Origin of the sequence: Amycolatopsis sp. Poz14 (assembly GCF_006704225.1) — a bacterium.
GTDB lineage: Bacteria > Actinomycetota > Actinomycetes > Mycobacteriales > Pseudonocardiaceae > Amycolatopsis > Amycolatopsis nivea.
This window is the reverse complement of record NZ_JACLHD010000001.1, coordinates 6,086,156-6,103,840: the sequence shown is the minus strand read 5'-3', so window position 1 is coordinate 6,103,840 and position 17,685 is coordinate 6,086,156. Positions and strand designations below refer to the sequence as shown.

The window sequence follows — 17,685 nt, the reverse complement described above, 5'->3', positions numbered from 1 at the left end:
CCAAGGAGAATCGCGTGACTGACTTGCTGTTGCTGTCCAATTCGACCAACCACGGCCACCAGCCGCTGGAACACGCGCTGGACGCGGTGGCCGAGGTGCTGGACGGACGCACCGAGCTGCTGTTCGTGCCCTTCGCGCTGGCCGACCACGACGGCTACACCGAGCGCATCGCCGCCGCCGCGGCACCGCTCGGGGTGCGGGTGCGCGGGCTGCACACCGCCGAAGACCCGGTCGCCGCGGTGCGTTCCGCCGAGGCCGTGTTCACCGGCGGCGGCAACACGTTCCGCCTGCTGGCCGAGCTGTACCGGCGCGAGTTGCTGCAACCGTTGCGGGAGCGGGTGTCCGAGGGAATGCCCTACCTCGGTGCCAGCGCGGGAACCAATATCGCCGGGCCGACGGTGCGCACCACGAACGACATGCCGATCGTGGAACCGCCGAGCCTGACTTCGCTGGGCCTGGTGCCGTTCCAGCTCAACCCGCACTACGTCGACCCCGATCCGGGCAGCACGCACATGGGCGAGACGCGGGAGAAGCGGCTCGCGGAATTCCACGAGTGCAACGACATCCCGGTGCTCGGCCTGCGCGAGGGCACCTGGCTGCGCGTGCGCGGGGATTGGGCGGAACTCGCGGGCGTGTCCACGAGCGGCGGCGCGGCCGGGCGGCTGTTCCGGCGCGGCTTGCCGGGCGAGGACCTTTCCGGCGACGTGAGCGATCTGCTCGCTCCGGCGCGCGAACCGGTGTGGGGCTGATCGCCCGGCACCCCGGCAACTGTCCGTGAAGGGCCCCTTGAAGGAATCTGATTTCCCATGCCAAGGGACTTAAGGCGACACCGCGGGGGTAGCCGGGGCTCGTGTGCCCGCGTCGAAGGGCTGGCCAGGGTCGGCGGTCGCCGGGGAGGCGGCAGGACGCTCGCGAAAGCGCTTGGCGGGACGCCGAGTCCCGTGCCGGGCGACGTCAGCCGCGCGGCCCGGCTGACCGTCCACAAGAGACGCAACAGCCGCCGAAATGCCCGTTTTGCGATTCCGTGACGGGTTATTCAGGTCCGTGAGGGTCGCCTTGAGGGAATCTGATTCCCTCAAGGCGACCCTCACGGATCGCAGCCACTCAGGACCTTCGGCCTGGGCAGGCTCGCCTCAGCCGCATCCACGGCGCCGCCTTGGGTCCCTGGCGCAAAATCTCATTCCCCTCAAGGGGCCCTTCACGTACGGTCACGGCGCTGGGCCGGGGAGAGGACTCTGGCGAGATAGCTTGACACAAGCATCTTAGGACAAAGATACTTCCGGGCGACCCCGCCGGCCGAGGCGGCCGGTCTGGCGGCGCGGCGGGTCCGCGCGGTCCGGGCCGCCTCGCGATGGTCCGGCCCGGAAAGGAACCGCGGTGACTCTGCCGACCGAAGACCGGCGTCCCGGCGCGCCGATGACCGCGTGGCTGGGCGTGCTGGCGTTGCTGGCGGTCGTGGCGATCTCCTACATCGACCGGGTCAACGTGTCCGTGCTGATCACCGATCCGGCCTTCACGCGGCACTTCGGGATCGCGGGCAACCGGGCGGCGCAAGGCGCCCTGATGACGCTGTTCCTGGCCGGCTACGGAATCGCGGCCATGCTGATCACGCCCTGGTACGAAGCGGTGTTCGGGGTGCGGCGCGGGTTGCTCGTCAGCCTGGGGTGCTGGGCGTTGTTCACCCTCGTGTCCCCGTACGCCGGGAGCGCGATGCTGCTGCTGACCCTGCGGTTCCTGCTCGGGGCCAGCGAGGGGCCGCTGTTCTCGCTCAAAACCATGTACGTCAAGGACAATTTCGCCGAAGGCGCGTGGGGCAAGCCCAACGCGGTCAGCTCGATGGGCGTTTCGCTGGGCACGGCCCTGGGCATCCCGGTGATCACCTTCGCCCTCGTGCACTTCGGCTGGCACGGCTCGTTCCTCCTGCTCGCGGCGCTCAATCTCGTGGTCGGGCTGCCGCTGGTCGCGGTGTTCGTCCGGGCCTCGCGCCGCCGGACAGCGGTCCGGGAACCGGCGTTGCGGCGGTTCGCGGGGGCGCTGCGCACGCCCAAGCTCGGCTGGATCCTGCTGATCGAGGTGGCGACGCTCGGCTATCTGTGGGGCAGCACGTCGTGGCTCCCGTCGTATTTGCTGCAGGCACGGCATTTCTCGCTGGCGCAGATGAGCGCGCTGTCGGCGCTGCCGTTCGTGGTCAGCCTCGGGTCCGGGTTCCTCGGCGGATGGCTCATCGACCGGATGCCGGCCCGCCGGGCGCCGCTCGTGCTGGTCATCGGCAGCGTCGGCACCGCGCTGTGCGCGACGGCCGTGACCTTCGCCGATTCGCGCTGGCTCGCGGCGGCGACGCTGATCCTCGCCAACGCGTTCTGGGGCCTGCAAGGACCGGCGATCCCGACCCTGGTGCAGCAATACGCGCCGGCGGGTGCGGTGGGCAGCGCTTACGGCTTGATCAACGGGGTCGGCAATCTGGTGTCCGCGCTGCTTCCCACCTTGATGGGCGTGGCGATCGCCGCGGGCGGCGACCACGGGTTCGCCGCCGGGTACGCCCTGCTCGCCGCGACCCAGCTGCTCACGCTGGTCGGTGCGGTCGTGCTGCTCCGCGGCCGCGCTCCGGCCGGGAAAGCACCCGCCGCGCCCGGTCAGCCCGCGGCGCAGTCCCGTTAGGACGCGGATAGGCTCCGTCCGCATCCCGCGGAACGAGGAGCCGATGACGATGGACCCGGTCGACCAGGTGGTGGCGGACTGGGCGCGGCAGCGCCCGGACCTGGACGCCTCGCCGATCGCGATTTTCGGCCGGGTCCGCCGGATCGCCGACCTCGCCGCAAGCGGGCTGCGCGAGTACCTCGCCCCGCACGGCCTGACCCCGGGCGCGTTCGACATCCTGTGCAACCTCCGCCGGGCCGGCCGTCCCTACCGGAAGACGCCGTCCGAGCTGGCCGCCTCCGCGCTCGTCACGTCCGGCGCTCTCACCGGACGGCTGGACGCGCTCGAACGCGACGGGCTGATCCGCCGCCGCGACCACCGGGGTGACCGCAGGGTCAGCTACGCCGAACTGACTGCGGCTGGCCGCAAGCTCATCGACCGGGTTCTCGAAGGACATCTCGAGCGCGAGGAATCGCTCCTCGCCAACCTGGACGAAGCGGATCGCAAGGACATCGAACGGGCGCTGGCCCTGCTGGAAAGCGCGGTCCGGCGGGATAACTGACCGCGGGCAGGCAGGCAAGCAACCCGGTGCGGCGCAAAGAACCCAAGGCCTTCGCGCGGTGGTGTGCCCGACACTGCCGTCTGAGGCACCCGAAGCTTGCCGCGCGGCTGGTCGAGTTGGCTTGACGCGTCACCCGGGTGCTTGGGGGAGTTCGATGACGAACCGCGCCCCGCCGCCCGGCCGTTCCTCCGCCCACACCCGTCCGTCGTGGCGGTAGACGTGGTCCGCGACGATCGCCAATCCCAATCCGGTCCCCGAATCGGGATCCCGCCGCCCGGCGTGCACCCCTCGGGAGAACCGCTCGAAAATGCGTTCCCGGAGTTCGGCGGGCACCCCAGTGCCCGCGTCGTCCACTTCCAGCCGGACCACGCCGTTGCTCGCGTGTGCGGCCACGCGGACCGCACCGCCGCCGTAGCGGGACGCGTTGTCGAGGAGGTTCGCCAATACCCGGTCGAGGCGTCGCCGGTCCGCGGCGACCAGCAGCGGGTCCGGGGCGAGGTCGAGAGTCGGGCGCGGGGCCGGGCTGCTCGCGACGCCGCTGCGGACGAGCGAGCCGAGGTCGACCAGTTCGCGTTCCTCGCCGTGGTCGGCTTGGTCGACGGCCGAAATCTCCAGCAGGTCGAGCACCATGCCGCGGAACCGCCGCAGTTCGGCGAGCAGGAGCTGCAACGCCTTCTGCGCGGGCGCGGGCATCGCGTCGCGGCGGCGTTCGAGGACTTCCGCGACGGACGTCATCGTGGTGAGCGGGGAGCGCAGTTCGTGGCTGACGTCGGCGGCGAACCGGGCGTCGCGGCGGACCCGTTGTTCCAGTGCGTCGGCGGTGGAGTTGAACGTCGCGGCGAGCGGGGCGAGGTCGGGTCCGGCCTGTTCGGGCAGCCGGGCGCGGAGGTCGCCGCGGGCGATGCGGGCGGCGGTTTCGGTGAACGCCGCGAGCGGACGGAGCGCCCGCCGGGCCGCCCACGCGCCGAGTGCGACGCCGAACAGCCCGCACGCCACGGTTCCCGCCACGAGGATCATGCGCAGGTTACGGAAGGTCCGTTCGAGCCCGAGCAGCGGATGCAGTTCGACGTAGTAGCCGTTCGACCGGGCGAGTTGTTGCGCGACCGCGAGGACCGGGATCCCGTCGGCGGTGAACCGCTCGTGCGCGGGCGCGCCGGGGCGGGCGCGGGAGAGCAGGCCGGGCGGGAGGTCCGCGGGGCCGACCGGGCGTCCGGCGGTGTGCCAGCCGCCGGGCAGAGCCACGAGGATCGTCGAATTCGGCCCGGAGGTGAGGCCGGACAGCAGTTCGCCGAGACTGCCGGTCCGGTCGCGGACCTCGTTCTCGACCAGCCGCGCGTTGATCCGGGAATGCCGGTCGGCGCTCTGCTGGCGCTGGTTGAGCAGGTAGTCGGTGGCGAGGTGCCAGGTCGCCGCCGACAGCGCGCTGACCACCACCAGCAGCCCGAGCCCGAACGCCGCGGAAACCCGACAGCGCAAGGAAAGCCGGGACACGGACGCGGGGATCACGGCCGGGGCTCGGCGCGGTAGCCGATTCCCCGGACAGTGAGCACGAGACGCGGACAATCGGGATTCGGCTCGACTTTGCGCCGCAATCGGCGGATGTGCACGTCGAGCAACCGCGTGCCGCCGAAGTAGTCGCGCCCCCAGATCCGGTGCAGCAACTGCTCCCGCGTGACGACCTCTCCGTCGGCGGCGGCCAATTCGGCCAGCAGGCGGAACTCGGTACGCGTAAGGCGAATGGGGACGCCTTCGCGGGAGACGGAGTCGTCGTGCGTGCTCAGCAGCAGATCGCCGACCTGGAGACAACACCTGCGAACCGGTGCCGCGCGGCGCAACAACGCGCGGATGCGGGCCGCCAGCTCGCCGGCGACCAGTGGCTTCGTCACGTAGTCGTCCGCGCCGGCTTCCAACCCGGCGATGACGTCCTGGCTGTCGGCCCGCGCGGTGATGACGATGACCGGCAGATCCCCGCGCACGCGCAGTTCCTTGCAGACGGCGAGCCCGTCCATGCCCGGCAGCATCAAGTCGAGCAGGACGACGTCCACACGCACCGATTCCAGCATCGCCAACGCGTCCTCGCCGCACGCGGCTTGGGTCACCGTGCAGCCCTGGTCAGCGAGAGCGAGCGAAAGCGCTTCGCTGATCAGGGCGTCGTCCTCGACCAGCAAGACTCGGACCGTCATCGAGTCGCCCCTCCGCCGCGGAACCTGCCCTAGAAATTGTTCCCTACCGCGGCAAGGGCAGGCGGGGTGCGGATTCCTGTGCGAATCTGGGCGGACAGTGGGGTTTTCGGTGGGGGTGTCGTGAGTGGCGATGCCGGTTCTAACCGGCATCGCCACTCACGACCTCACGGCAGCTGCCGCACCAAGTAATCCCACACCGCCTGCACCGCGCGCGGGTGATAGATGTGTTCCCGTTTCGCGTGCGACTCCTCCGGCGGCGACCAGCTAGGCCATCCGCCGAACGACTGGGTCAGCAACTGCTGCTCACAAGCCCGCTCCAGCACCACCGCGGCGACAGTCGCGCTTTCCACCGAATCGCCGACTGCGACGATCCCGTGGTTCACCAGGAATACCGCCCGGGCATCGCCGAGTTCCGCGGCCAGGGACTTGCCCAATTCCGGTGTCAGGATCAGATCCGCGGTCTCGGTGTAGCGCGGCACTTCGGGCGGCACGAACAGGTTCGCGGCATGGCTCACCGGCCGCAGCTCCTGTCCCGTCGCGGCGAGGGCGACGGCGTGCGGGGCGTGCGTGTGCACCACCGCGTTGACGTCCGGTCGCGCGGCGATGACCTCGGTGTGGATCGGGTATTCGCTGTGCCGCGGCCCGGTGCCGGAGACGACCTCGCCGTCGGCGTTCACGAGTTGTACCCGCTCCGGCGTCACCTCCTCCATGCCCCATTCCGCGGATTTGATCCACACGCCGCGGCCGTCGTCGTCACGGCACGAGACGTGGCCCCAGATGAGGTCGCCCTGTCCGGCGGCGGCCAGGATCCGGGACGACAGCGCGACGAGTTCCTGTTGCGTGCTCATCGGTGCACCAGCCCGCCGTTGACGCTGAGGGTCTGGCCGGTCAGGTAGCCGGCGTCGTCGCTGAGCAGGAACGCGGCCAGCCCGGTCATGTCGTCGGCCCCGGCGGGGCGGTGCAGCGATTGGGCGCGCAGCATGGCCTCGCGTTGTTCGGGCGTCACGGTTTCCCGCGCGACTTCGGTGTAGACCGGGCCCGGCGACAGGGTGTTGACCCGGATGCCGAACTCGCCGAGTTCCCGTGCCATCGAGAAGGTCATGCCGTGCACGCCGCCCTTGCTGGCGACGTAATGCAGGTACCCGGGGCGGCCGAGTTGCACCGCGTCGGAGCCGATGTTGACGACGCTTGCCGACGGCGAAGCCTGGAGCAGCGGGAGCAGCGCCGACACGAGCAGCCACGGGCCGCGCAGGTTGACCGCCATCAGACGGTCCCACTCCTCGTCGGTGATCTCCCAGAACGGCTTCATCTTGATGGTGGAGAAGATCGCGGCGTTGTTGATCAGGCCGTCGACCCGCCCGTGCGCCTCGGTGAGCTGCGCGGCGAACTCGGTGCAGCTGGTGCGGCTGGAGACGTCGAGGGCGTACGCGCTGGCTTTGCCGGGACCGTCGAAGGAAGCGGCGGTGGCTTGGACGCCCTCGAGGTTGAGGTCGGCGAGCACCACGGTCGCGCCTTCGGAGACCAGCCGGCGGGCGTAAGCCGCGCCGATGCCTTGGGCCGCGCCGGTCACGACGACGACCTTTCCGGCGAGTCCGTTGAGGGTCATGTCAGGCTCCAGCTTCGGTAGGAGGGTTCGCCGTCCGGGACGATCTCGGTGGACAGCAGCGTCAGGCAGCCGGGGCAGAACGCTTGGCGCAGCAGGACTTCCCGGTCGACGAACGCGGCGGGATCGGCGTGGACGCCCGGTCCGGCTTCGGTCGAGGGGCGTTCGTGGCGCAGCGCGTGCGCCATCGGTTCGGCGGTGGTGTCGCCGATCCGCGCCGCGCAGTGGCGGCAGACGACCGCGCCGGTCGCGTCGTCCACGCGGAGGTTCAGGTCGAGGTTCACTGGTGCGCTCCTTCCGGCGGCGTGAGCCCGGCGCGCTCGTACCGCAGCCGGTCGCGGTGTGCCGCGGTGGCCGCGAGGTCGGGTGTGCCGTCGGCCAGGACGACGCCGTAGACGTCGAGAGCGGCGATCGCGGACACCTTGCCGTCGCGGACGTCGGCGGCGACGCGTTCGGGTTCACGGTGCAACGGGTCGCCGATTCCGCCGCCGCCTTGCCAATGGGTGAAGTAGACGTCCGCTTCGGCGAGGTCGGTTTCCAGGTGCGGCGGGAGGGTGTCCGCGCGGCCGCGCAGGTCGTCGATCGTCTGCGGGATCCGGCCGTTCGAGAGCTGGTCGCGGACGGTGGTGTCGCGGACGAGGACGTCCCATTGCGTGGCCGCGGGATAGCCGCCGGAAATGCCGGGAGCCTGCGGGACCGCCTTGCCGTTCGCGGAGACGACGAGGTGCACGCTGCGCGTGGGGGAGTCGTAGGGGATGAAGCAGCTCGACGCTCCGACGCCGCCGCGCCACCGGCCCGGTCCGCCGGAATCGACCTCTTCGCGCCGCCACAGGTAAAGCATCGGGAAGCTGAACTCGTTGATCTCGATGTCGGCGATGCGGCCCATCGGAATGCAGTTCTCGCCGCCGGTGTCGACGCCGTCGCCGTCCACCTTCGCGCCGAGGCCGCCGGACATCGCGTCGCACAGCATCGTGGCGAAGCCGCCGCCGCGCTGGTCGACGCCGGCCAGCAGGGTGAGATCCCAGGTGCCGCAGCAGACGCTCATCGCCGACCGGCTGAGTTCGGCGTGCGTGCTCAGCATTTGCGCGACGGTTTCGGAGACCGCGTTCTGCGTGGACCAGGCCGAGTTGACCGACGCCTTCCCGATGCCCGCGGGGAAGGTGCAGTTGTTGATCGTCCCGGGTTCGCTGACGATCTCGACGCACCGGTAGATCCCGCCCGGCGACCAGGAGATGTCCGGGCACAGCATGGTCAGCAGGATCGGCAGGATGCCGCCGCGCAGCCCGGCGAGTGTGCAGTTGATGATCCCGTCGACCTGCGGGTCGGTGCCGGTGAAATCGAACGTCAGGGTGTCGTCCTGTTTGGACATCGCGACGACGATCTTGTGGATGTCCCGGTCGCCCGCCCGCGCGCCGTCCTGGTGCGCGACCGCCGACCACGTTCCGTCCGGCAGCGCCCGCAGCTTGGTGCGCAGCTGGGCTTCCGCGTCGCCCATCATCTTCTTCATCACGGCCTTGACGGTGTCCGGGCCGTACTTGTCGATGAGCGCGGTGAGCCGGTCCTGCGCGACGTTGTTCGCGCCGATCTTCGCCCGCAGGTCCAGCCCGACCAGCCTCGGCACGCGGGACCGCCGCAGGTACATGTCCTCCATGTCCGAGCGCAGCGTGCCGCCTTCGACGATCTTCACCGGCGGGATCGGCAGCGCCTCCCAGAACACGTCGTGCCCCTCGACCGACCAGCTGCCCGGCGACACGCCGCCGAGGTCGACCTGGTGCGCGACCGCGCCGGTCCAGCAGAACAGCTGGCCGTCGTAGAACAGCGGGGCGAGGACGGTGACGTCGTTCTGGTGCAGCCCGCCGCCGATCCACGGGTCGTTCAGGAGGAACTGGTCGCCCGGCGCGATTCCCGGGTTCTCGGCGCGATGCTCGAGCGTCCAGCGCACCGCCATGTCCAAAGCGGACCCGAGCTGCATGTTGTACAGCCCGACCTGCACGGTTTCGCCGGTCTCGTCCATGATGCCCGCGCCGAAGTCGTTGCAGTCGGTCACGACGACCGAGCCGGACATGCGCTTGATCGCGTCGCCCATGTCGTCGGTGATGGCGACCAGCCGGTGGCGGACGACCTCGTAAGTGAGGGCGTCGACGTCGGTGGAGTCGACGCGGTGGAGCTTCAGGTCGCCGAACCGGGCTTCCGGGTCGAGGGGAGCGCCGGACTGGACGAATCGCTCGGATCCGGCGACGGGGATGACAGCCATCAGGAGTGTTCCTTCCGTTCGGGGAAACGGATCACGAGGTTGCCGAGACGGTCCACAGTGGCCTGAGTGCCCGGCGGGAGGGCGACGGTGGTGGTCGGCGCTTCGACGACGGCGGGGCCTTCGATCTCGTGGCCGGCGCCGAGCGCGCGGTAGTCGTAGATCGCGGCGGGCTGGCGTCCGGTGCGGACGTCGAGCAGGACTTCCCGTTCGCCGCTCGTGGCGGGCTTGCCGGGCAGGGTGCCGTGTTCGGGCAGTTCCGGCTGGATCTGCAGGATCCCGGTCGCGCGGACGCGGTAGGTGATCAGCTGCAGGCCTGCGTCGGGGAAACCGGATCCCTTGCCGTACAACGCTTCGTAGCTCGCTTCGAAGTCGCGGCCGAGCTGCTCCACCGACTCGTCGGTCAGCTCGCCGCCGGGTACCGGGGTCGCGACCTCCGCGAGTTGCATGGTGTAGCGGATGTCGGCTTCGCGTTCGTAGCTGATCGCGGAGAAGGTGAGGCCCTGTTCGGCCAACCGGCGTTCCAGTTCCCGTTCCAGACCGGTGAACACCTCGTTCGCGGTCTCGGCCGGCACCGGCATCGCGACCGGCTGCGACTGTTCGGCGGTCAGCACGATGTCCGAGGCGGCGAGGCCGTAGGCGGAGAAGACCGCCGCGGTGGAGCCGAGCGGGACCACGACCTCCTTGACGCCGAGGTCGGACGAGTAGCTCGCGCAGTGCATCGGGCCCGCGCCGCCGAACGCGTAGAGGGTGAAGTCGCGCGGGTCCTGGCCGGAGTTGACCACGACCTTGCGGACGAGGTCGGCGGTCTGGGCGTTCTGGATCGCGTAGATCGCCGCGGCCGCGTCCTCGACGGACATGCCGAGCGGGGTCGCGACCACCTTGTCGATGGCGTCCCGGGACAGCTGGACGTCCAGTTTCTTGCGCCCGCCCAGGAAGTTGTCCGGGTTGATGATGCCGAGGACGAGGTCGGCGTCGGTGACCGTCGGCTCCCAGCCGCCCTCGCCGTAACAGGCCGGTCCGGGACGGGCGCCCGCGCTGCGCGGCCCGACGCGGAGGTTGCCGCCCGGGTCGACCCAGGCGATCGCACCGCCGCCGGCTCCGATGGTGTGCACGTCGACCATCGGCGTGCTGATCGTGTACTGGTTGAGGATAGTGCTCGTGGTGGTCACTGGTTTGCCGTCGACGACCAGGCCGACCAGGAAGGTCGTGCCGCCCATGTCGGTCGAGATGACCTTGTCGTGGCCGAGCGACGCGGCCATCCGGGTGCAGCCGACGACCCCGCCGGTGAGCACCGAACCGATGGTGGTGATCGCGTGCGCCGGTGCGTCCGCGGCGGTGACGCAGCCGCCGGAGCCCTGCATCACCAGCAGCGCGCCGGTGAGCCCGCGCTCCCGCAGTTCGGCTTCGAGCGGCCGCAGGTAGCTGCCCAGCCGCGGGCCGACCTGCGTGTTCATGATCGTGGTGACGTTGCGCGGGTACTCCCGGATGCGCGGGCTGACCTCGCTGGACAGCGCCACGTACACCTCCGGCGCTTCCGCCTGCACGATCTCGCGCACCCGCTGCTCGTGCGCGGAATTGCGGAACGACCACAGGAACGACACCGCGATCGCCTCGGCGCCGTCGGCGAGCAGTTCGCGGACCGCGGTCCGGACGCCGTCCTCGTCGAGCGGGACGACGACGCGGCCCTGGTAGTCCACGCGCTCGTCGATCTCGCGGATCCGGTGCCGGGGCACCAGGGACGCGGGCTTCGCGGTGCGGGCCATGTGCTGGATGTCGTCGCTGCCGAGACCGGCGTAGCGGCCTTCGAGGTTCATGATGCTGATCGAGTCCGCGTGCCCGCGGGTGGTGAGGAAGCCGACCTGCGCGACGTCCCCGGTCACGAGTGCGTTCAGCGTGGAAGTGGTGCCGTGCACGACGTAATCGGTGTTGGCGAGCAGTTCGCGGACCGGGATGCCGAGTTCCGCGGCGAGCTCGTCGATCGCGGTGAGGAAGCCGGTCGCGAAATCCGGGGGAGTGGACGGGGTTTTGGCGGCGGCGAGCCGGTTGTGCTGGTCGGCGACGAAGGCGTCGGTGAACGTTCCGCCGGTGTCGATGCCGATGACGTACGCCATGAGGGCCCCTTTGCCTTCGATGGTCAGAACATGACGTTGATGGACTTGGTTTCGGTGTAGCTGAGGAGTTCTTCGAGGCTTTCCTCGCGGCCGACGCCGGATCCCTTGACGCCGCCGAACGGCACGTTGGGGAAGTGCCGGGACGAGCCGTTGATCCAGACGAACCCGGCCTCGAACGCGCGGGCGACGCGGTGCGCCCGGGTGACGTCGGAGGTCCAGACGCTCGCGGTCAGCCCGTAGTCGACGCTGTTGGCGATGCGGACCGCTTCGGCCTCGTCGGCGAACGGGATGACCGACAGCAGCGGCCCGAACACCTCCTCGCGGGCGATCCGCATGTCCGGGCGCACTCCGGTGAACACCGTCGGAGCGACGAACAAGCCTTGGCCGACGCCTGCCGGGCGGCCGCCGCCGGTGGCGACCTTCGCGCCTTCGGACACCGCGATGTCGATGTAGGACAACGACTTCTCGTACTGCGCCCGGTTGATCATCGTGCCCTGTTCGGTGCGCTCGTCGAACGGATCGCCGATGCGGCGCGCTTCGATCAGCTCGACCACGCGGGCGACGAGCGCGTCGTGGACGTCCTGGTGGACCAGCAGCCGCGAGTTCGACCCGCAGGACTGTCCGGACCAGGTGAAGTTCATGCCGAACACGGCTCCGGCGGCCGCCGCTTCGAGGTCGGCGTCGGGGAACACCACCATGGCGTTCTTGCCGCCGAGTTCGAGGCTGACGTCCTTGACGCCGCTCTCCGCCGCCGCGCGCTGGATGGCGCGTCCGGTGGGTTCGGACCCGATGAACCCGATCCGCCGCACGTGCCGGTGCCGCACCAGCGCGTCCGGCACCGCCGGCCCGTCGCCGACGAGCACCGAGAGCACGCCGGGCGGGAAGATGTCCTTCGCCAGCTCGGCCAGCCGCAGCGCGGACAACGGCGCGGCCTCCGGCGGCTTGAGGATCGTCGGGTTGCCCGCGACCAGCGGCGCGGCGATCTTGCCCGCGAACATCAGCGGATGGTTGTAGGGCACGATCCGCGCGACCACGCCGACCGGTTCGCGCGTGGTTACGTGCAGTGCCGTGCTGGCGGGCACCGTCGTGCCCTTCAGCTCCAGCGCCTGCCCGGCGAACATGCGCAGCTGCGCCACCGTCACGCCGACGTCGACGCGCGAGTTCGAGATCGGCGAACCGGCGTCCACGGTGTCGAGCAGGGCCAATTCCTCGCCGTGGCGTTCGATCGCGTCGGCCAGTTCCGCGACCAGCTTCGCCCGCTCGACCGGCAGGGTGTCCCGCCAGACCGCCCTCGCGTCGGCCGCCGCGCGCACCGCTTCGTCGACGTCGTCGGGCCCCGCGTCGGGGACCTCGGCGATCACCGTGCCCGTGTAAGGGGACACCCGGGAGAAGGTGGCGCCGGACCGCGCCGGGACGAGTTTGCCGTCGATGAGCAGGCGCCACTCGCGGTCGAGAAGTTCGGCGACCCGGGTCGGGATTTCCGGGCCGGAATGTGCTTCGAGCATCGTCGCTCCTGCGCTTCCTGAGTCCCGCGGGGACCTGGAGCCCCGCGTGCCGTCGGTTCATGCTAACCCCGCGACCCGGCCCGAAGTCTAGCCTGCGGACTCTGATTCTGTTATCCAGAAATCGTGCCAAGTTTTCTCCCCGGAAGCACCCGCAAACTCCCTGGTCCAGATACCATGTCTGCTATGCAGACATCCGCTGCCGAAGCCGGTCCCGCGCGGCCCGCGCCCCAGTACCCGATCGAATCCGTCGACCGCGCGCTGCGGCTGCTGCGGATGTTCAGCGCCACGCGGGAGCTGCGGCTGTCCGACGCGAGGGACGCGCTGGGGGTCGGGCAGTCGACCGCGCACCGGCTGATGGCGATGCTCGTCCACCACGGGTTCGTCGACCAGGACCCGGCCAGCCGCGTCTACCGCGCCGGGCCCGCGCTGGTCGAAATCGGACTGTCGGTGGTGAACCAGATGGACCTGCGGGCGGTCGCGCGGCCGGTGCTGCAGTGGCTGTCCGAAACCACCGGCGAGACCGTGCACCTCGGTTCCCTGGAGGGCAATCAGGTCCGCTTCCTCGACGTGATCGAGAGCGACCGGGCGCTGCGGGTGTCCGGCCGTGTCGGCCGCACGCTTCCGGCGCACGCGACGAGCTTGGGCAAAGCGATGCTCGCGCACCTGCCCGACGACCAGATCGCCCAGCGCTACCCGGACGACGTCCTGGGCCAGGTCACCACGAAGACCATGACGAGCCGCAGCGCGCTGCTGGCCGAGATCGAACGGATCCGGCGGCGCGGCTACGCGCTCAACGCCGGCGAGAGCGAGGACGGCGTCAGCTCGATCGGCTGCGCGGTGGCCCGTCCGGACGGTCCGCTGCTGGGCGGATTGAGCGTCGCGGCGCCGACCGGGCGGATGACGAAAGCCCAGCGGGACGAGCACGCGGTCGCGCTGGTGGAGGGGTGCCGACGGCTGGCGGAGAAGCTGGTCTGAACGAAAAACCGGCGGTGAACGGGTTGTTCACCGCCGGTCGTGGTCATCGGGTGGCCGTCAGTTTGTCCGCGCTGGACAGTGGGACCGGCTCGAACATCGCTGGTTCGTCCTCGGGGAACAGGGCTGTCGGCCCGTAGAGCCAGTCAGTGAACGCGTAATCGTCCGCCGCGCGGGCCCGCAGCAAAGTGTTGCGCCGCTCCCGCGCGACACCGTCCAGATGCCACAGGTTTCCCCAGGCCCGGGCGGTCAGCACGACCCGGCGGCAATGTTCCGTCCGGACCGCCTCGTACGCGGCTAGTGCACTGTCCCAATCTCCCAGCCGCTTCATGTGCTCGGCCAGGACCCAGCCGTCCTCGATGGCCATGATCGCGCCCTGGGCCAGGTACTGCAGGGGCGGGTGCGCAGCGTCGCCGAGCAGGGCGAGGCGGCCGTCGACCCAGGTGGAGATCGGGTTGCGGTCGTACATCCGCCACCACTTGTCCCGCCACATCCGCGGGATCCCGGCCTGCACCTCGTCGCACGTGGCGGCGAAGGCGGTGTCCAGCTCGTCCGGCGTGCCCCAGTCGTCGAGGCCCGCCACCGCCTTCGGGGACTCGAAAACGGCTACCTGATTGAGCAAATCACCGCCGCGAAGTCCATAGTGGACAAAGTGGCATCGCGGCCCGACGTACACCACGACCTCGGACAGATCGACCGGACGGCCGACCTCGGCGATCGGCACGGTGCCGCGATAAGCGACGTACGCCGACGAGACGGGCTGGTCGTCCGCGAAATGCTTCCGGGCGACGGAGTGCAGGCCGTCAGCGGCGATCACGACCGGCGCGGTGTGCACGGTGCCGTCGTCGGTCACCGCGGTCGCGGGGTCCGGCGTATACGAGACGATCCGTTGCTCGGTGAGGAGTTCGACGCCCGCGTCGCGGCAGGCGTCGAGGAACAGCCGGTGCAGGTCGCTGCGGTGGATGACCAGGTACGGGAAGCCGTAGCGGCGTTCGAGGTCGCGCAGGTCGAGCGCGGTCAGGTCGCGGCCGTCGACGGCGTCGCGCATGACCATCCGGTCCGGGACGACGCCGCGCGCCTTCGCGGTGTCCAGCAGGCCGTAGGCGTCGAGGATCCGGGTGCAGTTGGGCGCGAGCTGGATGCCGGCTCCGACCTCGCCGAATTCCTTCGCCTGCTCCAGCACCCGGACCCGCAGGCCCAGCCGGGACAGCGCGAACGCGGTGCTCAGCCCGCCGATCCCGCCGCCGACGACGAGCACGTCAGGGGTGTCCATGGGATCTCCTCACAACCAGGGGCCGAGGTCGGGGACCCCGGTCAGCGAATGCGGCCGCCCGGCCAGGTACGCCGCGACGTCGGGCAGCGGACCGTCCGGCAGCGCGTCGAGACCGCGTTTGGCCTGGATTTCGGCGACGAGGGCGGACAGGAACGCCTCCGGCAGGTCGTCGAACGCCAGTCCGGTGCCGAGGTCGACCGCGTGCACGCACACCTCGCGGGCCCGCAGCCACGGGATTTCGGTGGCGGGAACCGTCCGGCCCTGCGCGGTGACCACCTCGGCCTGCCACTGCTCCGGAGTCAGCTCGGCCATCGCGGATTCCAGCGAGCGCGCCGAATCCCGCAGCCACGACGTGAGCTGGGCTTCGGACCGCTGCGAGCCCGCTTCGATATCGGCGTTCCGCTGGTCCGACGAGGCGTACATCGGGGTGCGCTCGCCGGTCCGCGCCCAGTGCACGAGGTTGCCGAGGGCGTCCGCGTTGGCCGCGACGTGCGCGGCGAGGTGCTTGCGGGACCACCGGGGGAGCGCGCTCGGTCCGGACAGGTCTTTCGCGTGGGTGAGGAAAAGCTCGGTCCCGAACGAGACCCAGTTCCGCGCGTCGCCGGGTGCCATCAGGATTCCTTCACGATCTGGTTCACGCACGCGCCGATCCCGGCGACCTCGGTGACGACGGTTTCGCCGCCGGTCAGGTAGATCTTCGGATCGCGGGCGTGGCCGACCCCGGCGGGCGTGCCGGTCGCGATCAGGTCGCCGGGGTTGAGCTGGACGATCGTGGAGATGTACTGCACCAGGTGCACCGGGTCGAACAGCAGCGTGCCGGTGTCGTCCTGCTGCATGACGCGACCGTCCACTGTGGTCTTCACCTCGAGCGCGGGCCGGACGCCGCCGACCTCGTCCGGCGTGACGACGTACGGGCCGACCGGCGTCGAGGACTGCCAGATCTTGCCCTGCGTCCACTCGATGGTGCGGAACTGCCAGTCGCGGACCGAGACGTCGTTCATGACGGTGAACCCGGCGATCGCCGCCGCGGCCTCGTCCTCGCTCGCGCGCCGCACGGTCCTGCCGACCACGACGACGAGTTCGACCTCCCAGTCGAGCGCGTCGGTCTCGGGCGGCTTGACGATCGGGTCGGCCGGGCCGGTCAGGGTGTCGGCGAACTTGGGGAACAGCGTCGGGTACGCGGGCAGCTCACGGCCCATTTCCTTGATGTGGTTGGTGTAGTTGTGCCCGACGCAGACCACTTTGGACGGACGCGGCACGACCGGGGCGAGATCCGCACCCTCGGCGGGCCAGGTCCGGCCGGTCGCCTGGGCGGCGTGCGTTTCCCAGCCGTCCTGGGCGAAAAGCGCGCCGAGATCGGGGGAGCCGAGGTCGACCAGGACGTCTCCGTCGAGGCGGACGGCGCGCGTGCCGCCGTCGACGCGGAGGGTGGCGAGCTTCATCGGAGGGTCTCCTGACGGTCGAGGTGGAGCGCCTCGAAGACGGGCGCGTCCGAGAAACGGAACAGATCAAGGGCGCCGGAGTCGGAATCGGTGGCACCGGCCTCCGACTTCACGGAGAACGGCTGCCACGACGGGACGACGAACAGGTCCCCGCGCGAAACTGCCCAGGTGATGTCGCCGACGGTCACCGTGCCGGAGCCGTCGAACACCTGGCAGACCGACGAGCCGGTCTCCCGCACGGGCGCGGTCTCGGTGCCGCGCGCCACGCGGTGGAACTCGGCGCGGACGGTCGGCAGGACGTCGGAACCGTTGTGCGGGTTGGAAAACCGCACCGCCGCGTGACCCGGCTCGACTGTTCCGCCGTAGCCCTCTTTCTCCAGTTGCAGCTGGTCCCGCAGGGCGGCGTCGGTGTGCTCCCACTTGTACGCCAGCAACGGCGAACCCGGCGCGACCGAGCCGACGGACAGCGGCCGCAGGCCCGGGTGCGCCCACAGCCGTTCGGAACGGGACCGTTCGGGGGAGATCCGCTCGTCGTCGCTGATCGCTTCGCGGCCGAACTCGAAGAACTGCGCGTCGATGCCGTACTGGAACGGGATGTCGAGGCCGTCGAGCCAGGCCATCGGCTCGCGGGTGGCGTTGTGGTGCGCGTGCCAGTTCCAGCCCGCCTGCGGGAGGAAATCGCCTCGGCGCATCGGAACCGCGTCACCGCCGACGACCGTCCACACGCCCGAGCCCTCGACGACGAACCGGAACGCGTTCTGCGTGTGCCGGTGCTCGGGCGCGTCCTCGCCGGGCATCAGGTACTGGATCGCCGCCCACAGCGTCGGAGTCGCGAACGGACGGCCGCCGAGCCCGGGGTTGGCGAGCGCGATCGCGCGCCGTTCGCCGCCGCGCCCGACCGGCACGATCTCGCCCGCCTGCTCGGCGAGCCGGAGCAGGTTCGCCCACTGCCACCGGTGCGGCACCGCCCGCGAGCGCGGGTGCGCGGGCATCAGGTCGCCGATCTCCGTCCACAACGGAACGAGCAGTTCCTGTTCGAAGCCGCGGTAGAGGTCCCGCAGCGCGGGCGTGACCGCGGGCTGGTCCGGTGCGTCGACCGCGGCGAGCTGAACGGGAGTTCGCGCTGGAGTGCTGGTCATGGGG

At 70.5% G+C, this 17,685-nt stretch carries 16 protein-coding genes; 4 read left to right on the top strand and 12 right to left on the bottom strand.

Annotation, left to right across the window (positions count from 1 at the left end):
* Positions 1-14 precede the first annotated feature (14 nt).
* From pepE to FKO37_RS28590, 3 genes are all read left to right on the top strand, one after another.
* On the top strand, positions 15-749 hold the full coding sequence (pepE, locus tag FKO37_RS28600) for a dipeptidase PepE (RefSeq protein ID WP_238606497.1): 735 nt from the start codon (positions 15-17) through the stop codon (positions 747-749).
* Between the two features lie 628 nt (positions 750-1,377).
* Positions 1,378-2,658: an MFS transporter gene (locus tag FKO37_RS28595; protein WP_238606496.1), complete on the top strand. Its 1,281-nt coding sequence runs from the start codon at positions 1,378-1,380 to the stop codon at positions 2,656-2,658.
* 43 nt (positions 2,659-2,701) lie between these two features.
* Positions 2,702-3,199: a MarR family winged helix-turn-helix transcriptional regulator gene (locus FKO37_RS28590; RefSeq protein WP_205673333.1), complete on the top strand. Its 498-nt coding sequence runs from the start codon at positions 2,702-2,704 to the stop codon at positions 3,197-3,199.
* 129 nt (positions 3,200-3,328) lie between these two features.
* Here FKO37_RS28590 and FKO37_RS28585 read toward each other — a convergent pair whose 3' ends face one another.
* The 8 genes from FKO37_RS28585 to FKO37_RS28550 all read right to left on the bottom strand — a co-directional run bounded on the left by FKO37_RS28585 (position 3,329) and on the right by FKO37_RS28550 (position 12,855).
* Positions 3,329-4,705, bottom strand: a complete 1,377-nt coding sequence (locus FKO37_RS28585) for a cell wall metabolism sensor histidine kinase WalK (RefSeq protein WP_238606495.1) — start codon at positions 4,703-4,705, stop codon at positions 3,329-3,331.
* Complete coding sequence (locus tag FKO37_RS28580; RefSeq protein WP_238606494.1) at positions 4,702-5,382, bottom strand: response regulator transcription factor; 681 nt, start codon at positions 5,380-5,382, stop codon at positions 4,702-4,704. Before FKO37_RS28580 ends, FKO37_RS28585 begins: the two co-directional genes overlap by 4 nt.
* A 164-nt stretch (positions 5,383-5,546) precedes the next feature.
* Entirely contained in the window at positions 5,547-6,230 is a 684-nt protein-coding gene (locus FKO37_RS28575; RefSeq protein ID WP_238606493.1) for a class II aldolase/adducin family protein, read from the bottom strand.
* Complete coding sequence (locus FKO37_RS28570; RefSeq protein WP_238606492.1) at positions 6,227-6,988, bottom strand: SDR family NAD(P)-dependent oxidoreductase; 762 nt, start codon at positions 6,986-6,988, stop codon at positions 6,227-6,229. Before FKO37_RS28570 ends, FKO37_RS28575 begins: the two co-directional genes overlap by 4 nt.
* Positions 6,985-7,269, bottom strand: coding sequence for an acetone carboxylase subunit gamma (locus FKO37_RS28565; RefSeq protein ID WP_081685118.1), 285 nt, complete (start codon positions 7,267-7,269; stop codon positions 6,985-6,987). Before FKO37_RS28565 ends, FKO37_RS28570 begins: the two co-directional genes overlap by 4 nt.
* Entirely contained in the window at positions 7,266-9,239 is a 1,974-nt protein-coding gene (locus FKO37_RS28560) for a hydantoinase B/oxoprolinase family protein (RefSeq protein ID WP_238606491.1), read from the bottom strand. Before FKO37_RS28560 ends, FKO37_RS28565 begins: the two co-directional genes overlap by 4 nt.
* Positions 9,239-11,350: a hydantoinase/oxoprolinase family protein gene (locus FKO37_RS28555; protein WP_238606490.1), complete on the bottom strand. Its 2,112-nt coding sequence runs from the start codon at positions 11,348-11,350 to the stop codon at positions 9,239-9,241. The genes FKO37_RS28560 and FKO37_RS28555 overlap by 1 nt, the downstream gene beginning before the upstream one ends.
* 23 nt (positions 11,351-11,373) lie before the next feature.
* A complete protein-coding gene (locus FKO37_RS28550) occupies positions 11,374-12,855 on the bottom strand; it encodes an aldehyde dehydrogenase family protein (RefSeq protein WP_238606489.1) in 1,482 nt (493 codons plus the stop codon).
* A 183-nt stretch (positions 12,856-13,038) separates the two neighbouring features.
* On the opposite strand from FKO37_RS28550, the gene FKO37_RS28545 reads away from it, so the two are divergent.
* Entirely contained in the window at positions 13,039-13,830 is a 792-nt protein-coding gene (locus tag FKO37_RS28545; protein ID WP_063697846.1) for an IclR family transcriptional regulator, read from the top strand.
* Positions 13,831-13,873: 43 nt separating this feature from the next.
* Here the strand turns inward: FKO37_RS28545 and FKO37_RS28540 are convergent, their stop codons facing one another.
* Genes FKO37_RS28540 through FKO37_RS28525 form a run of 4 tightly spaced genes read right to left on the bottom strand, consistent with a single transcriptional unit; the run spans position 13,874 to position 17,681 of the window.
* Entirely contained in the window at positions 13,874-15,100 is a 1,227-nt protein-coding gene (locus FKO37_RS28540; RefSeq protein ID WP_238606488.1) for an FAD-dependent oxidoreductase, read from the bottom strand.
* Between the two features lie 9 nt (positions 15,101-15,109).
* Complete coding sequence (locus tag FKO37_RS28535; protein ID WP_238606487.1) at positions 15,110-15,712, bottom strand: maleylpyruvate isomerase family mycothiol-dependent enzyme; 603 nt, start codon at positions 15,710-15,712, stop codon at positions 15,110-15,112.
* Complete coding sequence (locus FKO37_RS28530) at positions 15,712-16,542, bottom strand: fumarylacetoacetate hydrolase family protein (protein ID WP_134662830.1); 831 nt, start codon at positions 16,540-16,542, stop codon at positions 15,712-15,714. The genes FKO37_RS28535 and FKO37_RS28530 overlap by 1 nt, the downstream gene beginning before the upstream one ends.
* Positions 16,539-17,681 carry a cupin domain-containing protein gene (locus FKO37_RS28525; RefSeq protein WP_037806298.1) on the bottom strand — a complete coding sequence of 381 codons (1,143 nt, stop codon included), beginning with the start codon at positions 17,679-17,681 and terminating at the stop codon, positions 16,539-16,541. Before FKO37_RS28525 ends, FKO37_RS28530 begins: the two co-directional genes overlap by 4 nt.
* Positions 17,682-17,685: the final 4 nt, after the last annotated feature.